20 protein-coding genes and 1 pseudogene are annotated in these 20,553 nt (G+C 73.3%); 8 read left to right on the plus strand and 13 right to left on the minus strand.

The annotated features are described in order from the left end of the window. Window positions 1–16: 16 nt before the first annotated feature. Window positions 17–661 (minus strand): TetR family transcriptional regulator, encoded by a 645-nt coding sequence (locus ABZY20_RS24520; protein WP_356443680.1) that lies wholly within the window; start codon window positions 659–661, stop codon window positions 17–19. Between the two features lie 172 nt (window positions 662–833). Between ABZY20_RS24520 and ABZY20_RS24525 the strand changes: the two genes are divergently transcribed. Continuing rightward, the gene (locus tag ABZY20_RS24525) at window positions 834–2,060 is read left to right on the plus strand and encodes an acyl-CoA dehydrogenase family protein (RefSeq protein WP_356443681.1); all 1,227 of its coding nucleotides are present in this window, start codon (window positions 834–836) and stop codon (window positions 2,058–2,060) included. Here the strand turns inward: ABZY20_RS24525 and ABZY20_RS24530 are convergent. From ABZY20_RS24530 to ABZY20_RS24540, 3 genes and pseudogenes are all read right to left on the minus strand, one after another. Continuing rightward, window positions 2,057–2,578 (minus strand): cupin domain-containing protein, encoded by a 522-nt coding sequence (locus ABZY20_RS24530; protein ID WP_356443682.1) that lies wholly within the window; start codon window positions 2,576–2,578, stop codon window positions 2,057–2,059. The genes ABZY20_RS24525 and ABZY20_RS24530 overlap by 4 nt on opposite strands. 7 nt (window positions 2,579–2,585) lie before the next feature. After that, window positions 2,586–3,800 carry a cytochrome P450 gene (locus tag ABZY20_RS24535; RefSeq protein ID WP_356443683.1) on the minus strand — a complete coding sequence of 405 codons (1,215 nt, stop codon included), beginning with the start codon at window positions 3,798–3,800 and terminating at the stop codon, window positions 2,586–2,588. Window position 3,801: 1 nt separating this feature from the next. Then, window positions 3,802–4,872, minus strand: a pseudogene (locus ABZY20_RS24540) (type III polyketide synthase); the annotation flags it as partial. Between the two features lie 167 nt (window positions 4,873–5,039). Here ABZY20_RS24540 and ABZY20_RS24545 point away from each other — a divergent pair. Then, window positions 5,040–5,699, plus strand: coding sequence for a transcriptional regulator (locus ABZY20_RS24545; protein ID WP_356443684.1), 660 nt, complete (start codon window positions 5,040–5,042; stop codon window positions 5,697–5,699). 13 nt (window positions 5,700–5,712) lie between these two features. Here the strand turns inward: ABZY20_RS24545 and ABZY20_RS24550 are convergent, their stop codons facing one another. The 5 genes from ABZY20_RS24550 to ABZY20_RS24570 form a co-directional block, all read right to left on the minus strand. After that, on the minus strand, window positions 5,713–5,949 hold the full coding sequence (locus ABZY20_RS24550) for a DUF6213 family protein (protein ID WP_356443685.1): 237 nt from the start codon (window positions 5,947–5,949) through the stop codon (window positions 5,713–5,715). Window positions 5,950–5,974: 25 nt separating this feature from the next. After that, complete coding sequence (locus ABZY20_RS24555) at window positions 5,975–7,360, minus strand: NADP-dependent succinic semialdehyde dehydrogenase (RefSeq protein ID WP_356443686.1); 1,386 nt, start codon at window positions 7,358–7,360, stop codon at window positions 5,975–5,977. A gap of 76 nt (window positions 7,361–7,436) precedes the next feature. Continuing rightward, window positions 7,437–7,895: an NUDIX domain-containing protein gene (locus ABZY20_RS24560; RefSeq protein ID WP_356443687.1), complete on the minus strand. Its 459-nt coding sequence runs from the start codon at window positions 7,893–7,895 to the stop codon at window positions 7,437–7,439. Beyond that, a complete protein-coding gene (locus tag ABZY20_RS24565) occupies window positions 7,892–9,430 on the minus strand; it encodes an ATP-dependent DNA ligase (RefSeq protein ID WP_356443688.1) in 1,539 nt (512 codons plus the stop codon). The genes ABZY20_RS24560 and ABZY20_RS24565 overlap by 4 nt, the downstream gene beginning before the upstream one ends. Before the next feature lie 129 nt (window positions 9,431–9,559). Further along, the gene (locus ABZY20_RS24570) at window positions 9,560–10,489 is read right to left on the minus strand and encodes an NAD(P)/FAD-dependent oxidoreductase (RefSeq protein ID WP_356443689.1); all 930 of its coding nucleotides are present in this window, start codon (window positions 10,487–10,489) and stop codon (window positions 9,560–9,562) included. A gap of 78 nt (window positions 10,490–10,567) precedes the next feature. On the opposite strand from ABZY20_RS24570, the gene ABZY20_RS24575 reads away from it, so the two are divergent. The 6 genes from ABZY20_RS24575 to ABZY20_RS24600 all read left to right on the plus strand — a co-directional run bounded on the left by ABZY20_RS24575 (window position 10,568) and on the right by ABZY20_RS24600 (window position 15,885). Next, window positions 10,568–11,140 (plus strand): XRE family transcriptional regulator, encoded by a 573-nt coding sequence (locus ABZY20_RS24575; protein ID WP_356443690.1) that lies wholly within the window; start codon window positions 10,568–10,570, stop codon window positions 11,138–11,140. Between the two features lie 139 nt (window positions 11,141–11,279). Continuing rightward, window positions 11,280–12,245 (plus strand): NADPH:quinone oxidoreductase family protein, encoded by a 966-nt coding sequence (locus ABZY20_RS24580; RefSeq protein ID WP_356443691.1) that lies wholly within the window; start codon window positions 11,280–11,282, stop codon window positions 12,243–12,245. After that, window positions 12,242–13,423 carry an acyl-CoA dehydrogenase family protein gene (locus ABZY20_RS24585; protein ID WP_356443693.1) on the plus strand — a complete coding sequence of 394 codons (1,182 nt, stop codon included), beginning with the start codon at window positions 12,242–12,244 and terminating at the stop codon, window positions 13,421–13,423. Before ABZY20_RS24580 ends, ABZY20_RS24585 begins: the two co-directional genes overlap by 4 nt. Further along, window positions 13,420–14,493: an acyl-CoA dehydrogenase family protein gene (locus ABZY20_RS24590; protein ID WP_356443695.1), complete on the plus strand. Its 1,074-nt coding sequence runs from the start codon at window positions 13,420–13,422 to the stop codon at window positions 14,491–14,493. Before ABZY20_RS24585 ends, ABZY20_RS24590 begins: the two co-directional genes overlap by 4 nt. Before the next feature lie 201 nt (window positions 14,494–14,694). After that, on the plus strand, window positions 14,695–15,561 hold the full coding sequence (locus ABZY20_RS24595; RefSeq protein ID WP_356443697.1) for a phosphatidylinositol-specific phospholipase C/glycerophosphodiester phosphodiesterase family protein: 867 nt from the start codon (window positions 14,695–14,697) through the stop codon (window positions 15,559–15,561). Between the two features lie 129 nt (window positions 15,562–15,690). Beyond that, window positions 15,691–15,885 (plus strand): hypothetical protein, encoded by a 195-nt coding sequence (locus ABZY20_RS24600; protein WP_356443699.1) that lies wholly within the window; start codon window positions 15,691–15,693, stop codon window positions 15,883–15,885. A gap of 2 nt (window positions 15,886–15,887) precedes the next feature. Here ABZY20_RS24600 and ABZY20_RS24605 read toward each other — a convergent pair whose 3' ends face one another. The 4 genes from ABZY20_RS24605 to ABZY20_RS24620 all read right to left on the minus strand — a co-directional run bounded on the left by ABZY20_RS24605 (window position 15,888) and on the right by ABZY20_RS24620 (window position 20,552). After that, window positions 15,888–17,126, minus strand: a complete 1,239-nt coding sequence (locus ABZY20_RS24605) for a phosphodiester glycosidase family protein (protein ID WP_356443700.1) — start codon at window positions 17,124–17,126, stop codon at window positions 15,888–15,890. A 137-nt stretch (window positions 17,127–17,263) separates the two neighbouring features. Next, window positions 17,264–18,433 carry an NUDIX domain-containing protein gene (locus tag ABZY20_RS24610; RefSeq protein WP_356443867.1) on the minus strand — a complete coding sequence of 390 codons (1,170 nt, stop codon included), beginning with the start codon at window positions 18,431–18,433 and terminating at the stop codon, window positions 17,264–17,266. A 9-nt stretch (window positions 18,434–18,442) separates the two neighbouring features. Next, the gene (locus ABZY20_RS24615) at window positions 18,443–18,850 is read right to left on the minus strand and encodes a luciferase family protein (protein WP_356443701.1); all 408 of its coding nucleotides are present in this window, start codon (window positions 18,848–18,850) and stop codon (window positions 18,443–18,445) included. A 493-nt stretch (window positions 18,851–19,343) separates the two neighbouring features. Then, on the minus strand, window positions 19,344–20,552 hold the full coding sequence (locus ABZY20_RS24620) for an ROK family transcriptional regulator (RefSeq protein ID WP_356443703.1): 1,209 nt from the start codon (window positions 20,550–20,552) through the stop codon (window positions 19,344–19,346). Window position 20,553 lies beyond the last annotated feature (1 nt).

The following is a 20,553-nucleotide window of genomic DNA, read 5'->3' on the forward strand; positions in this document are numbered from 1 at the left end:
AGCCGATGCGCGGCGGTCAGAACCCGGGACCGCCGACCCGATCCCCCGCGGCCGCGAGGCGCCCCCACAGCAGATCTGCCAGACTCCGCACCAACTCCGAACGGGAGCAGGGTCGTTCCCCCAGCCACCAGTCCCCGGCGGCATGCATCATGCCGACGATCCCGTGTCCCCACACCCGCGCCAGCTGCTGCCCGCCCGGTCCGAGGTCGACCCGCTCCTCGATGACCTTGCCCAGCTCCTCGCCCATCCGCCGCAGCAGCGGGGCGCTGTGCTTGCCGACGTCGAAGCCCGGGTCGCCGGGCTGGCCGCCCTCCGCCGGATGCATCAGGAACCGGTACACCTGGGGCCGTGCCTCGATCGCCGCGAGGTAGGTGTCCAGCGTGGCCTCGACGCGCTCCCGGCGCTCCGCCGGGGCGTCCAGCGCCGCCCGCAGGGAGTCCAGCAGTGCGTCGGTGTGCCGCTTGGCGAGGGCCGCGTAGAGTCCGCCCTTGTCGCCGAAGTGCCGGTAGAGGATCGGCTTGGTGATCCCGGCCTCCGCCGCGATGGCGTTCATCGAGGCCTGCGGGCCCTCGCGCAGCACCACCCGGTCGGCGGCCTCCAGCAGCTCGCGCCGGCGGCGGTCGGCGGACCGTTGCTGATCGGTCCGCTGCGTGGTGTCCATGTGCTCTCCCCACCCGTGCTGTTTCGGTGACGCCTGCGCAAACTAGCACTGAAGCGTGGCCCCCACATGGAACGGGTGCCGGCCGGCCGATGGGAGTTGACGTGGACTACCCACCGGTAACAGACTGGTGTTACCGCAAGTAACATGCACGTGCGCCACTGGAGGGGACGACATGGCCGAGTTCACCATGGAGCTCAACGACGAACAGAAGGAGGTCCGCGACTGGCTCCACGGCTTCGCCGCCGACGTGATCCGGCCCGCCGCCGCCGAATGGGACGAGCGCGAGGAGACTCCCTGGCCGGTCATCCAGGAGGCCGCCAAGGTCGGCATCTACTCCCTGGACTTCTACGCCCAGCAGTACTTCGACCCCACCGGCCTCGGCATCCCCATGGCGATGGAGGAGCTGTTCTGGGGCGACGCGGGCATCGCCCTGTCCATCGTCGGCACCGGCCTCGCCGCCGTGGGCGTCCTCGCCAACGGCACCGAGGAGCAGATCGGCACCTGGATCCCGCAGATGTACGGCGACGCCAACGATGTCAAGGTCGCCGCCTTCTGCTCCTCCGAGCCCGACGCCGGCTCCGACGTCGCCTCCATGCGCACCCGGGCCGTCTACGACGAGGCCAAGGACGAGTGGGTCCTCAACGGCACCAAGACCTGGGCGACCAACGGCGGTATCGCCAACGTCCACGTCGTCGTCGCGGTCGTCGACCCCGAGCTCGGCTCCAAGGGGCACGCCTCCTTCATCGTCCCGCCCGGCACCGAGGGCCTGTCCCAGGGGCAGAAGTTCAAGAAGCACGGCATCCGCGCCTCGCACACCGCCGAGGTCATCCTCGACAACGTGCGCGTCCCGGGCTCCTGCCTGCTCGGCGGCAAGGAGAAGCTCGACGAGCGGCTCGCCCGTGCGCGGGAGAAGGCCCGGCAGGGCGGGGAGCGCGTGAAGAACGCGGCGATGGCCACCTTCGAGGCCTCCCGCCCCGCCGTCGGCGCCATGGCGGTCGGCACCGCCCGCGCCGCGTACGAGGTCGCCCTCGACTACGCCGTCACCCGCGAGCAGTTCGGGCGGCCGATCATCGACAACCAGGGTGTGGCCTTCCAGCTCGCCGACATGCGCACCTCCATCGACGCGGCCCGCCTCCTGGTCTGGCGCGCCTCCTGGATGGCGGTCAACGGCAGGCCGTTCACCGCGGCCGAGGGCTCGATGTCCAAGCTGTTCGCGAGCGAGACCGCCAAGAAGGTCACGGCCCAGGCCGTCCAGATCCTCGGCGGCAACGGCTACACCCGGGAGTACCCGGTCGAGCGGATGCACCGCGACGCGGCCATCTACACGATCTTCGAGGGCACGAGCGAGATCCAGCGCCTGGTCATCGCCCGCACCCTCGCCGGGGTACCCATCCGCTAGCGGTGCCGCAGCGGCGTCAGCTGCTCGATGTCGTAGCGCGCCCGCAGCTCCCGGATCGCCGCGTGGTCCGGCGGGCCGCCGCTGCCGAGGATCTCCAGCAGTTCCTCGAAGTAGCGCTCGTGGTCCGGCGGCGGGCTCGCCTGGAAGAACATCTTCGCGGGCTCGTCCGTCGGATTGGCGAACGCGTGCGGGCACCCCGGCGGTACGACGATCACCGTGCCCGGGGTGGCCCGCACCACCCGGTTGCCCGAGCCGGACTCCCAGTTCCGCCAGTCGTCGGGGGTCCGCACCCGCGGCTCGAAGGCGAGCACGTCCAGCTCGCCTTCGAGCACGTAGAACAACTCCTCGCTGCGCGCGTGCACATGGGCGCCGACGTCGAAGCCCGGGGGCACGACCACCTCAAAGGTGGAGGCCATGCGGGAGTGCGTGCCGGTCACCTTGAAGGTCACGTGCTGGGCGGGGGCCTGGACGACCCGGCCCTGACCCGGCGGTACGAGCAGTCCTTCCGTCGTCGTCATCGCCGGTTCACCACGTCACGGGCAGGGCCTCTGGCCCGCGGATCAGCGCGCCCTTCCGGAACGGCACCTCCTCCGGCGGCACGGCGAGCCGCAGGCCGGGCACGCCGTCGAGCAGCGCGTCGACCAGCAGCTGCGACTCCAGCCGGGCCAGCATGCCGCCCGGGCAGTAGTGCGGGCCGAAACCGAAGGACACGTGCGGGTTCGGGCTGCGGGAGAAGTCGATCGTGTCCGGGTCGGGGAACACGTCCGGGTCGCGGTTCGCCGCCAGGTACGACACGTAGATCGCGTCGCCCTCGCGGATCCGCACGCCCCGGATCTCCACGTCCTCCATGGCGATCCGCGACAGGCCGACCGCGTTGCGGTGCGGGATCCAGCGCAGCAGTTCGTCGATCGCCACGGGCCGGATGGCCGGCTCGGCGCGCAGCCGCTCGGCGAGTTCCGGGCGGGTCAGCAGCACGTAGAACATCTGGCCGCTGTTGTTGGTGACCGCCTCGCCGCCGATCTGCAGCAGGACCGCGAGTCCCACCGCCTCCTCCAGGGTGACCTCGCCGCGGCCCACGGCGGCGCCGAGCAGGGACGTGACGTCCTCGCCGGTGCTGCCCTCGCGCAGCCCGATCAGGTCGGAGAAGTAGGCGCCCATCTCCTGCTTGGCCCGCTCGCTGACCTCGGCGCCGTGCGAGGAGGACAGGATGAACTGCGTCCAGGTGTGCATGGCCTGCCGGTCGGCGGCCGGGACGCCCATCAGCTCGCAGATCACCGCGATGGGGAACGGACTCAGCACGGCCTCCGTGAGGTCGGCGGGCGGACCGTCCCCGAGCATCTCGTCCACGAGCTCCGTCAGCAGCTGCCGCGAGCGCTCGCGCACCCGCTCCACGCCGCGTGCCGTGAACGCGGCGGCGACACTGCGCCGCAGCCGCGTGTGGTCCGGCGGGTCCAGGAAGCCGACCGCGCCGCGGGCCGGGATGAAGTGCGGCGCCAGCCGGGTGACCTGCCGGTCCATCACCGCCTCCCGGCTGAAGCGCGGGTCGTTGGTGACCATCCGCACGTCGTCGTAGCGGGTGACCAGCCAGGCCCAGCCCTCGCCGTTGGGCAGCTTGATGCGGGTGACCGGTCCTTCGTCCATCAGCTCCCGCAGGACCGGGTCGAACTCCGCGCCCGACAGGTCGAGCGCGGGCCACTCCCGGACCGGGGGCGGTGTCTCGGTGATCGTCTCTTCGCTCATGTCACTTCGTCTCGTCCGCGCGGTGCCAGCGGCCCAGGGCCATCTCGGCGGTGATGCCGGGACCGAACCCGGCGAGCAGCCCGCGCGCCCGGTGCTCGGGCCCGCCCTCGTCGAACAGCCGGCGCAGCGCGTCCAGGACGACGGCGCTGGCGATGTTGCCGTACTCGGTGAGCGTGGCCCGGCTGAAGCGGAAGGCGTGCGGGTCGACGTGCAGGAAGGTGCTGAGGTCGTCGAGGATGCGGGGCCCACCCGCGTGGACTATGTAGAAGTCCAGGTCGGAGGCGTCCCAGCCGTGGTCACCGGCGAGGCCCTTCAGCGCCGGCGCGAGCGGCTCCATGGTGGCGGGCACCCGCTTGTCCAGCAGGAAGTGGAAGCCGGTGGCCTTCACGTCGTACATGATCCACTCTTCGGTCTTGGGGATCAGGTACGAGCCGTTGCGCTCCAGGCTGACGCCCTGGCCGCCCCGGCCGCGGACCGCGGCGGCGGCGATGCCGTCACCGAACAGGCCGTTCGACAGCAGCGAGCCGATACCGATGTCGGTGGGCTGGTAGCACAGCGAGCAGAACTCGCAGGCCACGATCAGCGCGTTGGCCTCGGGATGGGCCGTGCAGAAGTCGTGGGCCCGGTTGATCGCCGCGCCGCCGGCCGCGCAGCCCAGCTGGGCTATCGGCAGCTGCCGGGTGGTCGGGTCGAAGCCCATCTCGTTGATCAGCCAGGCCGTGAGCGAGGGCATCATGAAGCCCGTGCACGACACGTAGATGATCAGGTCCACGTCCGTGGTGAGCAGTTCCGCGTCGTCCAGCGCGCGCTGGATGACCGCGGGCACCCGGGCCTTGGCCTCGGCCTCGTAGAGCTTGTTGCGGTCCTCGAAGCCGGGGTGCTTGAGGGTTTCCTCGATGGGCTGCACGATGCGCCGCGTGCGCACACCGGTGTTTTCGATCAGCCGGAGGGCCAGCGGCAGTTGGGGGTGGTCGGCGTGGCGCTGACGCGCCAGCTCAAGCGTCTCCTCCATTGTGATCACGTGCTCTGGAACGGACACCGAGGGTCTGCACAAAGTCGCCATGAACCGTGCCTGCTTTCGCCTCCCGGAAGGCCCTTCGCCCCCCGGTCAGAAGGTGGTTCACCTCAAGGGGTGGTCCCCCCACGATCACCCGCAGGCAGGCGGAGTTCGCGCGGGACTACTCCGTCTCGGGGACGCCGTGCCAGGCTCGACCCGACACCCTCACGACGGAGGACGCGATGACGCACCCGGCCCGGGACCTGATGCGCACGACCACGGCGGCCCTCGCCCCGGACCCGGACGCCAACCCCCTGGTCCCCCGGATCGCCGCAGGCACGGCACCCCGCGCCGCGCTCGCCGCGCTCGCCCTGGAGCAGAGCTGGGTGATCCCCGCGGACCGCCGCGCCTTCGAGCACCTGGCAGCGCGCTCCGGGACGACCGACCCCGAGGCCGCGGCCTTCTTCCGGATGCTCGCGGAGGGCGAGGTGCTGGCGTGGGACCGGCTGGCCGCTTTCGCACGGGCGTGCGGGGCGCGGGAGGCGTCGTACGAGCCGCTGCCCGGCTGCCAGGCGTACCCCGCGTACGTCGCCTGGCTGGCCCTCAACGCCGCACCGGCGGACGTGGTCCTGGCTCTGACGGCCAACTTCTCGGCCTGGGGCGGCTATTGCGCGACCATCGCCACCGCGCTGCGCGAGCACTACGGCTTCACCGACGAGGCCTGCGCCTTCTTCGACTTCTTCGCCGAGCCGTCACCCGACCTGGACCGGCTGGCGGAGGCGGCGGTGCGGGCGGCCCTGCACGCCGGGCGGCTCGACGAACGGCGGGCACGCACCTACGGCCGTCTCCTGCAGCACTACGAGGCGGGTTTCTGGTCGGCGCTGGGCGGGACGGCGTCCTAGGGGCGCGGGGGAGCTACGTCGCGGTCCCACTGCTGTGCGCGATACAGGCCACGTCGATACGGTCGGCCAGCTTCGCCAGCTCGATGGTCAAGGCGGCCACCGTGTCCTCGTCGAGCCCCGACTCCCCGCCCTCCACCAGCCGCACCCACCGGCCCCCCACGGTCCGCAGCAGCTTGCTGACATCCGCCGCAGACACCTGCAGGGTCCCGCGGTCGTCGACGATCAGAGGCAGAGTCACTTCGCGGTTCACAGACGGGATCGTAGCCCCGCAACCCTCACGCACCGTGCCAAACAGTGGTGATGTTGCAGAACTCCCGGATTCCGTGCCCGGACAGCTCACGCCCGTACCCGGACCGCTTCACCCCGCCGAAGGGGAACGCCGGATGCGAGGCCGTCATGCCGTTGAAGAAGACACCGCCGGCCTCCAGGTCCCGGACGAACCGGTCCACCTCCGCCTCGTCGCGCGTCCACACGTTCGAACTCAGCCCGAACGGGGAGTCGTTCGCGATGAGCACGGCCTCGTCCAGGTCGGCCGCCCGGTACAGGGTGGCCACCGGACCGAAGGCTTCCTCCCGGTGGATCCGCATCTCCCGGGTGATGCCCGCGAGGATCGTCGGCGTGTAGTACCAGCCGGGTCCGTCCGGCCGCCCGCCGCCGCACAGCACCTCGGCCCCGCTGCGCACCGCGTCGTCGACCAGTTCCTCCAGATCGCGCAGCCCCTGCTCGCTGGAGAGCGGCCCGACCTCCGTGTCGTCGGACAGGGGGTCGCCGACCTTCAGCGCCCGCATGCCCGCGGTGAAGCGCTCCGCGAAGGCGTCGTAGACGTCCGCGTGCACGATGAACCGCTTCGCGGCGATGCAGGACTGCCCGGTGTTCTGCACCCGCGCGGTCACCGCGACCTTCGCGGCCCGGTCGAGGTCCGCGGAGGGCATGACGACGAACGGGTCGCTGCCGCCCAGCTCCAGCACCGTCTTCTTGATCATCTCCCCGGCGGTGGAGGCCACCGCGCGGCCCGCCGGCTCGCTGCCGGTGAGGGTGGCGGCCTTGACCCGGTCGTCGCGCAGGATGTCGTCGATCGCGGCGGAGCCCACCAGCAGGGTCTGGAAGCAGCCCTCGGTGAAGCCCGCCCGGTGGAAGAGGTCCTCCAGGTACAGGGCGGTCTGCGGGACGTTCGAGGCGTGCTTGAGCAGGCCGACGTTCCCCGCCATCAGGGCGGGCGCCGCGAAGCGGACCACCTGCCACAGCGGGAAGTTCCACGGCATGACGGCGAGCACCGGGCCGAGCGGGCGGTAGCGCACCAGCGCGCGCGAGGCGCCGGAGTCCTTGACGTCGGAGTCGGCGGGCTCCTCGTCGGCGAGCAGTTCCTCGGCGTGGTCCGCGTACCAGCGCATCGCCTTCGCACACTTCGCGGCCTCGGCCCTGGCCTGCTGGATCGGCTTGCCCATCTCGGTGGTCATCACCCGGGCGATGTCCTGCTGGTCCTCGTCCAGGAGGTCGGCGGCCCGGTGCATCAGCCGGGCGCGCTCGTCGAAGCCCGACGTCCGGTAGGTGCGGAACGTGGCCTCGGCGAGCTGCAGGCGGCGCTCGATCTCCTCCTCGCCCATGGCCTGGTACGTCTTCAGCGTCTCGCCGTTCGCCGGGTTCACCGTCGCGATGGGCATGGCCGACCTCCCTCGGTGCAGGCTGTGTCTCGACCTTCCCGCGCGGCGGAGGGGACCGCAACGCGGGAGCGTCTCCTCAGGGCGAGTGCTCCGTGAGCCGGTCGAGAAACGCCGTCTGCGCCTTGACGATCACCTCGCGGGCCCGGCCGACCCCGAACCACGCCACCCGGTCCAGCTCCGGGAACTCCTGGAACCGCCCGGAGCGCGGCGGCCACTCCATCCGGAACGTGCCGGGCGCGATCGTCGCCGGGTCGAGGTCCGCCTCGAGAGCCCAGGCCGTGACGACCTTGCCGCCGCTCTGCCTGACCTCGCCCAGGTCGATGGCCTCGCCGTCCGGCGGGGGCAGCCCCAGCTCCTCCTCGAACTCGCGGCGGGCGGCCGCCCAGGGCGACTCGCCGGGCTCGTACTCGCCCTTGGGGACGGTCCACGCGCCGGCGTCGCGCCGGGCGAAGAACGGGCCGCCCATGTGGCCGAGCAGCACCTCGCGGCCCTCGGCCCCGGGGCGGAAGAGCAGCAGCCCGGCGCTGCGCCTCACGGCCTCACCCCCGGGTGCGCCGCCAGCAGCGTCTCGACCGTGTCGGCGTCCCCGGGGTGCTTGTCCTCCCGGTAGCGGAGCACGCGGGCGAAGCGGAGGGTGACGCCGGCCGGGTAGCGGGTGGAGCGCTGCAGACCGTCGTAGGCGATCTCCACGACCAGCTCCGGGCGTACGGTCACGACGTGGCCGTCGTCGTCGACGGCGAGCCGCTGGAGCCGTTCGGTCTGCCAGGTCAGCATCGCGTCGGTCATGCCCTTGAAGGTCTTGCCGAGCATGGCGAGGCCGCCGTCGGCGGTGCGGGCGCCGAGGTGGAGGTTGGAGAGCTTGCCGGTGCGTCGGCCGTGGCCCCACTCGGCGGCCAGGACCACCAGGTCGAGGGTGTGCACGGGCTTGACCTTCAGCCAGGACGCGCCGCGCCGTCCCGCGCTGTAGGGGGCGTCCAGCGCCTTGGCGACGACCCCTTCGTGGCCGCGCTCCAGGGTCTCGGCCAGGAACTCCTCCGCCGTGGCCTCGTCGTCCGGCCCCGGCACCAGCGCGCGCCGCACCCGCATCGGCTCGGGGACCAGGCGGGCCAGCTCGGCGTGCCGTTCGGTGAAGGGCAGGTCGAGCAGGTCACGGCCGTCGACGGACAGCGCGTCGAAGAAGACGGGGGACACCGGGACCGCGCGGGCGGCCGTCGCCACGTCCGTGCGCGAGCCGACGCGTCCGGCGGTCTCCTGGAACGAGCGGGGGCGTCCGGCCTCGTCGAAGGAGATCACCTCGCCGTCCAGGATGAACCGCTCGCCCCGCAACTGCAGCGCCGCGGCGGTCACTTCGGGCAGGCGGTCGGTGATGTCGTCGAGCGTGCGGGTGTACAGGCGCACGGTGCCGCCGTCGCGGTGCACCTGGACGCGGATGCCGTCCAGCTTCTCCTCCACCGCGCAGGCGCCGAGCTTGTGCACCGCCTCGGCGACCGAGGAGGCGCTGTGCGCCAGCATCGGCCAGACCGGGCGGCCGACCGTGAGGCGGAACCTCTCCAGCGCGGCCGGGCCGTCGGCGAGCAGGGCCTCGGCGACCGCCTGGAGGGAGCCCGCCAGCATCACGGCCCGCCGTACGTCCGCGCCGGGCGCCCCGGTCGCCTGGGCCAGGCCCTCGACCGCGACCGCGTCCAGCGCGCCCTGGCGGACCTCGCCGGTGAGCAGCCCGAGCAGGAAGCGCTGCTCGTCCTCGGTGGCCGCGCCCATCAGCTCGCCCGCCAGCCGGGTGCGCTCCGCCTGGGAGCCGGCCCCGGACACCTTGGCCAGCTCCGACAGCCGGGCGTCCACCTCGCGCACGGTCAGGCCCGGTTCGGCGGCCGGGGCGACCGGGCGGCCGAGCACCTTCCAGCCGACACCGATCCGGCCCTGGGGCAGCCGGCCCGCCAGGTACGGGATGACGATCGGGACGTCCTCGGCCTCGGCGTCGCGGAACAGCTCCGCGAGCAGGGCCGTCTTCCTCGACCGCGCCGAGGTGGCGGCGACCTCCTGGGACACGCGGGCCAGCCGGTGCAGAAGCATGCAGTCATGGTGCACCGCAAGGGCTGCCTCTACACCCGGACGGCCGTGTCCGGGAGCGGGCCGGGGCCGTCCGGGAGCAGCCCGTGCCCGGCATGCGCCGGACGCCGCCGAGGGCGGAGAGCGGCGCGGCTACGCCCGGACGGCCGCGTCCAGGTCCGTCATGAGCAGGTCCCCGACGATCGCGGACGCCGCCCGGTAGCCGCCGCTCGCCGCGTGCACGACCTGCTCGGAGAAGCCGATCGCGTTGCCCGCGGCCCACACGCCCGGCACGGTCGTCAGACCGGTCGCGTCGACCACCGGGTAGGCGCCGAAGGGCGTCTCGTGCAGCTCGGCGCCGAGCCGCTCCAGCAGGCCGGTCTGCGGGACGGGCCGCGGGGCGGTGAACAGCACCGAGCGGCCGTGCACCGAGCCGTCGGCGAGCCGGACACCGGTGAGCCGGTCGTCCTCGACCACCAGTCCGGCGACCTCCCCGGGCACCACGTCCACCCCGGCCGCGGCGAGCCGGCGCAGATCGTCGTCGGACAGCTCCTCCTCGGCGACCGTGTGCAGGAAGAAGCGCACGTCCTTCGACCACTGCGACACCATCAGCGCCTGGTGCACACCGGCCGGGCTCGTCGCCAGCACCCCGAACGGCTGGTCGCGCACCTCCCAGCCGTGGCAGAACGGGCAGTGCAGCACGTCACGGCCGAACCGCTCGGCGACGCCGGGAACCGCCGGCAGCTCGTCCCTCAGGCCCGTCGCGACCACCAGCCGCCGTGCCCGCACGCTCTGTCCGCCGGCCAGGACCACGGTGAAGTCCCCGTCCTTCGCCACCTCCACCACCCGCTCGCGCACCAGCTCCACGCCGTAGCGCGCGATCTCCTCGCGGCCGGCCGCGAGGAACTCGGCGGGCGGCATCCCGTCCCGCGACAGATAGCCCTGCATGTGTGCGGCGGGCGCGTTGCGCGGCTCGCCCGCGTCGACGACCAGCGTGCGGTGCCGGGCCCGCCCCAGCACCAGCGCGGCGGACAGCCCCGCCGCGCCCCCGCCGACGACGACCACTGCGTACTTCTCGGTCATGGTGACCACCTCCGCCGCCGAGCGTCGCCCCGGCTCTGCGGGATTGACAAACGTCTTTGCCGAAACTGCAATACCGGCATGACGACGGACGAAGTACTCGCGGGCGTGGGCCCCCGGCTGCGGCAGATGCGCAAGGAGCGGGAGGTGACCCTGGCGGAGCTCTCCGAGGCCACCGGCATCTCCGTCAGCACCCTCTCCCGGCTGGAGTCCGGCCTGCGCAAACCCAGTCTGGAACTGCTCCTGCCGATCGCGCGCGCCCACCAGGTGGCCCTCGACGAACTGGTCGGAGCGCCGCCCGCCGCCGATCCGCGCGTGCGCGCGAAGCCCATCGTGATGGGCGGCCGCACCCACTGGCCGCTCACCCGCCAGCCCGGCGGCCTGCAGGCGTACAAGGTGCTCGAACCCCAGCGCAGGCTGGAACCGGACCCGCGCACCCACGAGGGCTACGAGTGGATGTACGTGCTCTCCGGGAAGCTGCGCCTGGTGCTCGGCGAGCACGACGTGGTGCTCACGGCGGGGGAGGCGGCCGAGTTCGACACCCGCGTACCGCACTGGTTCGGGTCGACGGGGGAGGGACCTGTGGAGTTCCTCAGCCTGTTCGGCCCACAGGGCGAGCGCATGCACGTGCGGGCCAAGCCGAAGCGCTCGTGACGCGCGGCGCCACCGCGCCGGGAGACGGGGGCACTCTTCGGACTCTTCTGCCCGGAGGCTGTTCCCTGATCGGCAAGCGACCGCTTAGTATGCGAACCGACCCCGGACAGACGAAGCAGTCCCCCCGTGGAGGCACCGCATGCAGGCATGGCACGTGCACGAGAACGGCGAGCCGAGTGAGGTGATGCGGCTCGAGGAGGCGGAGCCGCCCACACCCGGTGAGGGCCAGGTCCTGCTGAGGGTGCGCGCCGCGAACATCAACTTCCCCGACGCCCTGCTCTGCCGCGGCCACTACCAGGTCAGGCCGCCGCTGCCGTTCACCCCGGGCGTGGAGATCTGCGGCGAGACCGAGGACGGCCGCCGGGTGATCGCCAACCCGGCGCTGCCCCACGGCGGCTTCGCCGAGTACGCCGTCGCGGACGCCGCCGCCCTGCTCCCCGCGCCGGACGCCCTCGACGACGCGGAGGCCGCGGCCCTGCACATCGGCTACCAGACCGGCTGGTTCGGTCTGCACCGCCGCGCCGGTCTGCGGGCCGGCGAGACCCTGCTCGTCCACGCTGCCGCAGGAGGGGTCGGCAGCGCGGCCGTGCAGCTCGGGAAGGCCGCCGGCGCCACCGTGATCGGTGTCGTCGGCGGCTCCGCGAAGGCGGCCGTTGCCCGGGAACTCGGCTGTGACGTGGTGATCGACCGGCGGTCCGAGGACGTCGTCGCCGCCGTCAAGGAGGCCACCGGCGGCCGGGGCGCCGACGTGGTCTACGACCCGGTCGGCGGCGAGGCCTACACCCAGTCCACCAAGGTCGTGGCCTTCGAGGGACGCATCGTGGTCGTCGGCTTCGCCGGCGGCACCATCCCCAGCCCGGCACTGAACCACGCCCTGGTGAAGAACTACTCGATCCTCGGCCTGCACTGGGGCCTGTACAACACCAAGAACCCGAAGCTGGTCCAGCACTGCCACGAGCAGCTCACCGAGCTGGCCGCGCAGGGCGCGATCAAGCCGCTGGTGAGCGAGCGCGTCCCGCTCGCCGGCGCGGCCGCCGCCGTGCAGAAGGTGGCGGACGGCCTGACCACCGGCCGCATCGCGGTCGTCCTGGAGGAGGCAGCATGACCGACGCCGACGAACTGCGCCGCCGCACCCGGGAGCTGCTGGCCACCCACCCACCGGCCTCCACCGACCGCCTGGACTTCCTCCGGGCCCGCTTCGACGCCGGACTGGCCTGGGTGCACTACCCGCAGGGCCTCGGCGGACTGGGCGCGCCCCGCTCCCTGCAGGTCGTCGTGGACGCCGAACTGGAGGCGGCCGGGGCGCCCGACAACGACCCGCGGCGCATCGGCATCGGCCTCGGCATGGCCGCGCCGACGATCCTCCAGTACGGCACCGAGGAGCAGAAGCGGCGCTACCTCCGGCCGCTGTGGACGGGCGAGGAGGTCTGGTGCCAGCTGTTCAGCGAGCCGGGGGCCGGGTCCGACCTCGCCGCGCTCGGCACCCGGGCGGTACGGGAGGGCGACGACTGGGTCGTCAACGGCCAGAAGGTCTGGACGTCCAGCGCCCATGTGGCCCGCTGGGCGATCCTCATCGCCCGCACCGACCCGGACGTGCCCAAGCACCGCGGCATCACGTACTTCGTGTGCGACATGACCGACCCGGGCGTCGAGGTGCGGCCGCTGCGGCAGATCACCGGCGAGGCCGAGTTCAACGAGGTGTTCCTCACCGGCGTCCGCATCCCCGACTCGCGCCGCCTCGGCGAGGTCGGCGACGGCTGGAAGGTCGCCCAGACCACGCTGAACAACGAGCGCGTGGCCATCGGCGGCATGCGCCTGCCCCGCGAGGGCGGCATGATCGGCCCGGTGGCGAGGACCTGGCGCGAGCGGCCCGGGCTGCGCACCCACGACCTGCACCAGCGGCTGCTGAAACTGTGGGTGGAGGCCGAGGTTTCCCGCCTCACCGCCGAGCGGCTGCGCCAGCAGCTCGTCGCCGGCCAGCCCGGACCCGAGGGCGCCGGCATGAAGCTGGCCTTCGCCCGCCTCAACCAGGAGATCAGCGGCCTGGAGGTGGAACTCCTCGGCGAGGAGGGCCTGTTGTACGACGACTGGACCATGCGGCGCCCGGAACTGGTCGACTTCACCGGCCGTGAGGCCGGCTACCGCTACCTGCGCTCCAAGGGCAACAGCATCGAGGGCGGGACCAGCGAGGTCCTGCTGAACATCGTCGCCGAGCGCGTCCTGGGCCTGCCCCCCGAGCCGCGCACCGACAAGGACGTCGCCTGGAAGGACCTGGCCCGATGAGCGATCTGCTGTACTCGGAGGAGGAAGAGGCGCTCCGCGCCGCCGTCCGCGACCTGCTCGCCGACCACTGCGACGCACCCGGCGTCATCGCCCGCACCGAGTCGGACACCCCGCACCACCTGGCCCTGTGGAAGCCCCTGACCGACGGCATGGGCCTCGCCGGGCTGCTGGTGCCCGAGGAACTGGACGGCCAGGGCGCCACGCACCGCGAGGCCGCCGTCGTCCTGGAGGAACTCGGCCGCGCCGTCGCGCCCGTGCCGTACCTGACGAGCGCGGTCGTCGCCACGGAGGCGCTGCTGGCCTGCGGCGCCGACGACCTCCTGCGCGAGCTGGCGTCCGGCGCGACGATCGGCGCCCTCACCGTCGCCCTGCACGTGGCACCGGGCGCCGCGTACCCGACCGTCCGGCACGAGAACGGCCTGCTGCACGGCGAACTGACCGGCATCGCCGACGCCGCCGTCGCGGACGTGCTGCTGGTCCCGGCCGACGACGGCGGCCTGTACGCGGTCGACGCCGCCGCCGCGACCGTCACGGGGCAGACCTCCCTGGACCTGACCCGGCCGCTCGCGACCGTCACGCTCGACGGCGCCGAGGGCCGGCGGCTGGGCGACGCGGACCCCGCCGTCCGCCGGGCCCTGCGCGCCGGAGCCGGGCTGCTCGCCTCGGAGCAACTGGGTCTCGCCGAATGGACGCTGACGGAAACCGTCCGCTACCTGAAGGAACGCAAGCAGTTCAACCGGCCCGTCGGCGGCTTCCAGGCCCTCAAGCACCGCCTCGCCCAGCTGTGGCTGGAAGTCGTCAACCTCCGCGCCGCCGCCCGCAACGCCGCCGACGCCCTGACGACCGGCGAGGACGCCGAGGTGGCCGTCACCGTCGCCCAGGCCTACGCCGCGCCCGTCGCGGTGCACGCCGCCGAGGAGGCCCTGCAACTGCACGGCGGCATCGGCATGACCTGGGAACACCCGGCGCACCTCTACCTGAAGCGGGCGAAGGCCGACTCGCTCGCCTACGGCACGGCCGGCGCCCACCGGGCGGCCCTGGCCGGGCTGGTGGACCTCCAGGCCCCCTGACGCCCACCCCGCCGAGGCCCGCGGGGGCCCGCACACGGCACGCGGACAGCCCGCCCCACCCGGGGCGGGCTTTCCCATGCCGCCGGAGTGAAGTGAACGCACGGCGGCAGTCCGGCCAACTCCCGCCGCGTGTCTGCCTCTTGAAGCCCTCGGAACCCCATACTCGCAGGGTCCCGTACGGCATCTCCAGGGAGGCGGAGCATGGCCCTCACCACCCGTCGCAGAGCCCTCACCACCCTCGGCGCGGCCCTCGCCGGCACCGCCGCCCTGCCCGCGGCCGACGCGCTGGCCGGCCAACGGCACCCCCGTCCACGCCCGTTGTGGCGCGCCCACGCCCACAACGACTACGAGCACCCGCGCCCCCTGTCCGACGCCCTCGACCACCGCTTCGGCAGCGTCGAGGCCGACGTCCACCTCGTGGGCGACCGTCTTCTCGTCGCCCACGACCCCGAGGACCTCGATCCGTCCCGCACCCTCGAATCCCTCTACCTCGACCCGCTCGCCGCCCGCGTCCGGGCCAACCGGGGCCGTGTGTACCGGGGACACCGCGGATCCCTGCAACTCCTCGTCGACCTCAAGACCGAGGGCGCGTCGACCTACCTCGAACTCGACCGCCATCTGCGCCGCTACCGGCACCTGCTCACCACCTACGCGCACGGCCGCGTCCGCCGCGGCCCCGTCACGGTCGTCGTCTCCGGCGACCGCGCGGCCCGCGTGCCCCTGGAGACCCAGACCGTCCGGCGCGCCTTCTACGACGGCCGGCTCGCCGACCTCGGCAGCCAGGCACCGGCCTCCTTCATCCCCCTGATCAGCGACAACTGGACCCTGCACTTCACCTGGCGGGGCGTCGGCGCTTTCCCGGACGCCGAACGGGAGAAGCTGCGGGGCATCGTCCGCGCCGCACACCGCCGGGGACAGCGGATCCGGTTCTGGGCCACCCCCGACCTGCCCGGACCCGCCCGCGACGCACTGTGGGGCGAACTCCTCGCCGCGGACGTCGACCACCTCAACACCGACGACCTCGCCGGACTGGAGGCGTTCCTGGACACCGCCCGGCGGGCCGGGTAGCAGCCGCACGTCCTGCGGGACACCACACGTTCGGCGGACAGGTCAGCCGCCCGGACGAACCCTCTGCTACGCCACACTTGCGGCCGAACGCCGTGAACCGGACAAGGCGGCGTGGCGGAGGAGTCGACGATGGCCATTTCCATCTCTGTGGTGCTGCTGCTCTCGATCCTGGCGGTGATCTTCCTGCGCAACGGCGGCTTGAAGGTCTCCCACGCGCTGGTCTGCCTCCTGCTCGGGTTCTACCTGGCCAGCACGAGCATCGCCCCGACCATCCACAGCGGCCTCACGGCGACGGCGGACATCGTCAGCAGCCTGCGGCCCTGAGGTCACGACCCCGAGAACACGCCGATGCCGTTGGGCACGGCGCGCTCGGCGCCGCCGCTGGGGTGGTTGAGCACGGAGACGGCACTCGCGCCGGCCTTCCGGGCGACCAGCGTCGACGAGCCGCCGCCGTCCAGGCTGAAGGCGTCGTCCGAACCCAGTCTCCGCATGGCCGACGCCACTTCGGCGATCGTCAGACCGCTGCGGTAGGCGGCGGCGCCGTCCAGCGCGAGCAGCAGCACGCGCCGCCCGTCCTCGGCGATCCCGACGGCCGTGCGGACCGCCGAGGCCGTGTCGTCCAGACCCGGCAGCGGCTTCCCGCCGGTGAGCACCGGATACCCCCCGAGAGCGAGGCGGTAGGCGGTACCGCTCGTCGCCGCCACCAGCCGGTGCTCGACCTCGACCGCATCGCCGGTGGCCAGCTTCCGCAACTGCTGCGCGCCCGCCTCCCGGCCGACCAGCACGGTCGTCCACGCGTCGATGGCGCCGCTGCCCGGTGTACCGGCGGCCGAGACGACCTTGCCGTCACGCACCGTCACCTCGTGGGTGTCCGTGCTGCACGGCGCGGCCCGGTCCGTGTCTGTGCCGCAGGTGGCGCGCACCCGGGAGGCGCTGCCCCACGCGGAGGTGAACGCGCCGACCGAACCCACCGGCAGCGCGTACTGGTTGAGCCCGCCCAGCGGCAGCTCGACATCGGCGGTGCGGATCGAGCCGTCGAGCGCCAGCCGGTCCAGCCGGGCCCGCCCGTCGGAGCCGACGCCGAACACGTCCTCGGTGGTCGCGTCCGGCGGCAGCGCCGGACCGAAACGCTGGCCGTTCGGCACGGCCGCCTTCAGCGCCTGCCCGGCCGCGACCGCCGGACCCACGCTCGCACCGGTCGCCTCCACGCCCGGGTGCTGCGCCTCGCTGATGTTGAAGAAGTCGCCGTTCACCCCGGCGACCGCACCCTGGGCGTCGGCCATCCGCGAGACCTGCGCGCGCGAGGCCACCGCACCCGGATACAGCAGATCGACCCGCACCTGGGGGTTGCCCAGATCGACCTTCAGCACATGCGCGTGCGCCACGCCCTTGGCCGCCTTGATGTCGAACTCCTCGTACGTGACCCCCGGCGCGACCCGCACGCGCTTGTGGGAGGCGGCGGCCGGAGCCGCCTCCGCCTGGGCCGCCCCCGCCAGCGCGCCGAGGGCCGTGAGGACCGCCAGTACCGCTCTGCCCGCCGCGTACCGCCTGTGCCGACCTGCCACCGTGCCCCCTGATGCCTCGTCAACTGCCCTGCCCCAGGCAGTGCAGCAGACGACGCGGGCCGACGGGACGGCTGGGAGCCGGCCACGCGGGAACGGCTGAAAAAACGCACCCCTCCGGGTGCTTCAGCCGTCACCCGTCAGCCGTCACCCGTCCCGGTGGCGTACGGCGTGAAATGCGCCGGCGCGTGGTCGATCGGCAGGCCGGGCCGCCACGCCGTCAGGGCCTGGGCGCTGCACACGAACAGCTCCTCCGGCAGCCGGTCCAGGGCGAACCAGCGCCAGCGGCCCACACTCTCCCCGGGCTGGTCCGACGGCTCACCCCGCCAGGCGGTGACCCGAGCCGCCACCGTCATCCGGACGACACCGCCCGCGTCGTCCAGGAGCGTCCCCAGCAGCCGGACGTCCTCGGGCCGGGCCCGGAGCCCCGTCTCCTCGGCCAGTTCGCGCACGACCGTCTCCTGCAGCGACTCCCCGGGCTCCACCGTGCCGCCGGGCAGCTCCCACGTCCCGCGCCGGTGCCGGCCGAGCAGCAGTCCCCGCGGCCCGTACACGATGGCGCCCGCACCGAGCGCCGCGTGGGGCACCGGCGGCTTCCCGGCCCGCGGCCGGGAGGAGACCCGGACGGGCCGGGTCACCCGGAAGAGCCGGTAGGACGCGCGGTTGCCCTCCTGCGGCACGTCGAGCACGTCCACGTGCTCCACGCGCAGCCCGTGCTCGGCGAGCAGCGCCGTCCACAACTCCGTGGTGAGCACCCACATCTGGACGGTGAGGTCACCGCCGTCGGCCAGCCGCAGGACCTCGGGCCGGGCGGTGACCCGGTCCGACGGCCCGTCGCCCAGCGCGTTGGTGTGCAGCACCGTGAAGAGCAGCCTGCCTCCGGGGGTGAGCGCCGCGGCCAGGGCGGGCAGCAGCCGGTGCGGGTCGATGTACGGCACGGCGTTGACGGAGTAGATGACGTCGTACGGCTCCGATCGCTGCAGGTGCTCCACCGCGTCGGCCGCGACCAGCCGCAGCCCGGGCAGCGAGCCGTGCCGGGCACGCGCCCGCTCCAACTGCTCCGCCGAGGCGTCGACGGCGTCCACCAGCGCGCCGTGCGCCCGCACCAGGTGCGCCGCGTGCCGCGCCGGGCCGCAGCCGAGGTCCAGCACCCGCCGGCCGGTCAGCTCCCCGAGCGCCTCGACGCCCGGCCCGGCGCCCTCGAACCCCCAGTCGATCCGTGCCGCCTCCGGCAGGGGGGTGCCGCGCCGCAGATGGTGCGCGCCGTACACACGCCAGGCCTCGGCGTTGACGGCCTCGGCTCGCCGCATCGTCAAGGCTCAGCCACCCGCCGCCGCGTCGCGCGGAAGCACCGTGACGCGGTGGAAGTTGCACCCGCGCCCCTCCGCGCCCTGCCGTGCCGCCTCGCTCGCGGGCCGGGTCTGGTGGGACTTCAGGGCGATGCTCACCAGGCTCAGCAGCAGGTCTATGTCGGCCTCGCAGTCCAGGTGGACCGTGACCCAGCCCGATCCGGGCACCAGGTGCAGGGCGCTCGAACCGGCGAGGTCGTAGTGGAAGCGCTGGATGGCCCGGCTGGTGAGGTGGAGGTCGACGTCGCGAGTGGAGTGGAAGTGGACGATTTCGGCACGGGCGGAACGAAGCGCCCGTCCGGTACCGCAACTGGCCGGGCCCGCCATCAGATCGGGCCAGGCCTGCAGGCGCTCCATGGCGCGCTGGGCCAGACTCATAATCCCATCGTCGCTTGCTTACCGGTCCGCAACCAGAGGTTGAGCGTTTTGTAACCGGTACGTGAGGTGGGGAGAGGGCATCGGCGCGTGTCCTGGGCGTAGTTGCGGTTGCGGACCAGTCTGCGGCAGAGCTTCCAGTTCCGGTGCCGGCCTGGATCGGGGTGGGGGTGCGGTTCACGGGGGTGTGCCTTTCGGGATCGATGGGTGGGTGTCCATGTGTGTCGTCGAGCGTGTGTGAACGTGTGTCAGCGGGTGTCAGCGGGTGTCAGCGGGTGCCAGCGGGTGTCGGATGCTCGGCTGCAGGGCGTCGGAGCCTGGTGGCGTGTGTCCGCCCGCGTGATCAAAGTACGACGCCTGCCGGACGCGGGGCGGGACGAGCCGCGTTTCGGTGGACGGGCCCGGAATTGTGGACAACTCGTCCACCCTGCCGGGTGATTGACGGGGCGTCGTGGGGGCCCTCAGGTGGCCGTTCCGTCGGCCCGGCCGCCCCCGGTCAGGCGCGTTCGGCGAAGGCCGCCGGGTCGTCCAGGACCGCCCGCACCACCGAGTGCGCGGCCCCCAGCAGCGGCCCCTGCGGGCCCAGCCGGGACACGGACACGGGGCAGGCCGGGCCCGCCGTACGCCGTGCCAGCTCTTCCTGGAGGGAGGGCAGCAGCCAGGGGGCGAGGGCCGACAGTTCCCCGCCGAGCACCACGCTCTCCGGGTCGAGGAGGTTGACCGCGCCCGTCAGGGCGACGCCGAGTGCGACGCCCGCCTCGCGCAGGGCACGGCGTACGGCCTCGTCGCCCTCGGCGGCACGCCCCGTGAGGAGCCCGACGCGGTCCTCGCCCGGCTCCAGACCTGCCGCGCGCAGCACGGCCTCCTCACCGGCGTACTGCTCCAGGCAGCCCCGCCCGCCGCAGGCGCACGCCGGCCCGTCCGGGCGGACCGGCACGTGTCCCAACTCGCCCGCGAAACCGCGGGTTCCGCGCAGCAGCCCGCCGTCCACCACGACCGCCGCGCCGATGCCGATCTCCGCCGACACGTGCAGGAAGTCGCGCGGGGTGCCGTCACCGAGCCAGAGTTCGGCGAGCGCACCGAAGTTGGCCTCGTTGTCCACGGTCAGCGGGAGTCCGGACGGCAGCAGCTCACCGAGGTCCGTGTCGTGCCAGTCCAGGTTCGGCGCGCGGACGACGGTGCGGGCGTCGCGCGCCACCAGACCCGGCACCGCCACGGCCAGGCCCGCCGGCCACAGGCCCTCGCCCTCCGCCTCGGCGACGACCTGACGGATCAGCCCGGTGAGCTCCGCTATGACCGGCTCGGGGGAACGGCCCCGGTTCGCACCCTGCCGTATCGCCCGCGCGCGGATCGTGCCGCGCAGGTCGACGGCGCACACGGCGAGATGGTCGACCCCCACCTCCGCGCCGATGCCGGCCGGGCCGTGCCCGCTGACGGCGAGAGCGGAACCCGGGCGGCCCACCCGGCCGGGCCGCTCGGGCCCCAGTTCCTCCAGCAGTCCCGCACGGATGAGCTCGTCCACGAGTGTCGACACCGCCGCCCGGGTCAGGCCGATCCGTGAGGCGACGGCGGCCCGGGACAGCGGCCCCTCGGCACGAACCGCGTGCAGGACACGGGCGAGATTGCGGCGGCGCATGCCCTGCTGGGTGTCGGGCAGTGCGCGTCCCGGCCCGGCGGGACGCGCCTCGTGCAGCGGTGCGGTCATG

The organism is Streptomyces sp. NPDC006624 (genome assembly GCF_040611555.1).
GTDB lineage: Bacteria > Actinomycetota > Actinomycetes > Streptomycetales > Streptomycetaceae > Streptomyces.

What these genes read in the sequence shown, in the direction of transcription:
- ABZY20_RS24520 (WP_356443680.1), bottom strand. Translation starts at nt 661, where the DNA reads ATGGACACCACGCAGCGGACCGATCAGCAACGGTCCGCCGACCGCCGC.
- ABZY20_RS24525 (WP_356443681.1), top strand. Translation starts at nt 834, where the DNA reads ATGGCCGAGTTCACCATGGAGCTCAACGACGAACAGAAGGAGGTCCGC.
- ABZY20_RS24530 (WP_356443682.1), bottom strand. Translation starts at nt 2,578, where the DNA reads ATGACGACGACGGAAGGACTGCTCGTACCGCCGGGTCAGGGCCGGGTC.
- ABZY20_RS24535 (WP_356443683.1), bottom strand. Translation starts at nt 3,800, where the DNA reads ATGAGCGAAGAGACGATCACCGAGACACCGCCCCCGGTCCGGGAGTGG.
- ABZY20_RS24545 (WP_356443684.1), top strand. Translation starts at nt 5,040, where the DNA reads ATGACGCACCCGGCCCGGGACCTGATGCGCACGACCACGGCGGCCCTC.
- ABZY20_RS24555 (WP_356443686.1), bottom strand. Translation starts at nt 7,360, where the DNA reads ATGCCCATCGCGACGGTGAACCCGGCGAACGGCGAGACGCTGAAGACG.
- ABZY20_RS24565 (WP_356443688.1), bottom strand. Translation starts at nt 9,430, where the DNA reads ATGCTTCTGCACCGGCTGGCCCGCGTGTCCCAGGAGGTCGCCGCCACC.
- ABZY20_RS24570 (WP_356443689.1), bottom strand. Translation starts at nt 10,489, where the DNA reads ATGACCGAGAAGTACGCAGTGGTCGTCGTCGGCGGGGGCGCGGCGGGG.
- ABZY20_RS24575 (WP_356443690.1), top strand. Translation starts at nt 10,568, where the DNA reads ATGACGACGGACGAAGTACTCGCGGGCGTGGGCCCCCGGCTGCGGCAG.
- ABZY20_RS24580 (WP_356443691.1), top strand. Translation starts at nt 11,280, where the DNA reads ATGCAGGCATGGCACGTGCACGAGAACGGCGAGCCGAGTGAGGTGATG.
- ABZY20_RS24585 (WP_356443693.1), top strand. Translation starts at nt 12,242, where the DNA reads ATGACCGACGCCGACGAACTGCGCCGCCGCACCCGGGAGCTGCTGGCC.
- ABZY20_RS24590 (WP_356443695.1), top strand. Translation starts at nt 13,420, where the DNA reads ATGAGCGATCTGCTGTACTCGGAGGAGGAAGAGGCGCTCCGCGCCGCC.
- ABZY20_RS24595 (WP_356443697.1), top strand. Translation starts at nt 14,695, where the DNA reads ATGGCCCTCACCACCCGTCGCAGAGCCCTCACCACCCTCGGCGCGGCC.
- ABZY20_RS24600 (WP_356443699.1), top strand. Translation starts at nt 15,691, where the DNA reads ATGGCCATTTCCATCTCTGTGGTGCTGCTGCTCTCGATCCTGGCGGTG.
- ABZY20_RS24610 (WP_356443867.1), bottom strand. Translation starts at nt 18,433, where the DNA reads ATGCGGCGAGCCGAGGCCGTCAACGCCGAGGCCTGGCGTGTGTACGGC.
- ABZY20_RS24615 (WP_356443701.1), bottom strand. Translation starts at nt 18,850, where the DNA reads ATGAGTCTGGCCCAGCGCGCCATGGAGCGCCTGCAGGCCTGGCCCGAT.
- ABZY20_RS24620 (WP_356443703.1), bottom strand. Translation starts at nt 20,552, where the DNA reads ATGACCGCACCGCTGCACGAGGCGCGTCCCGCCGGGCCGGGACGCGCA.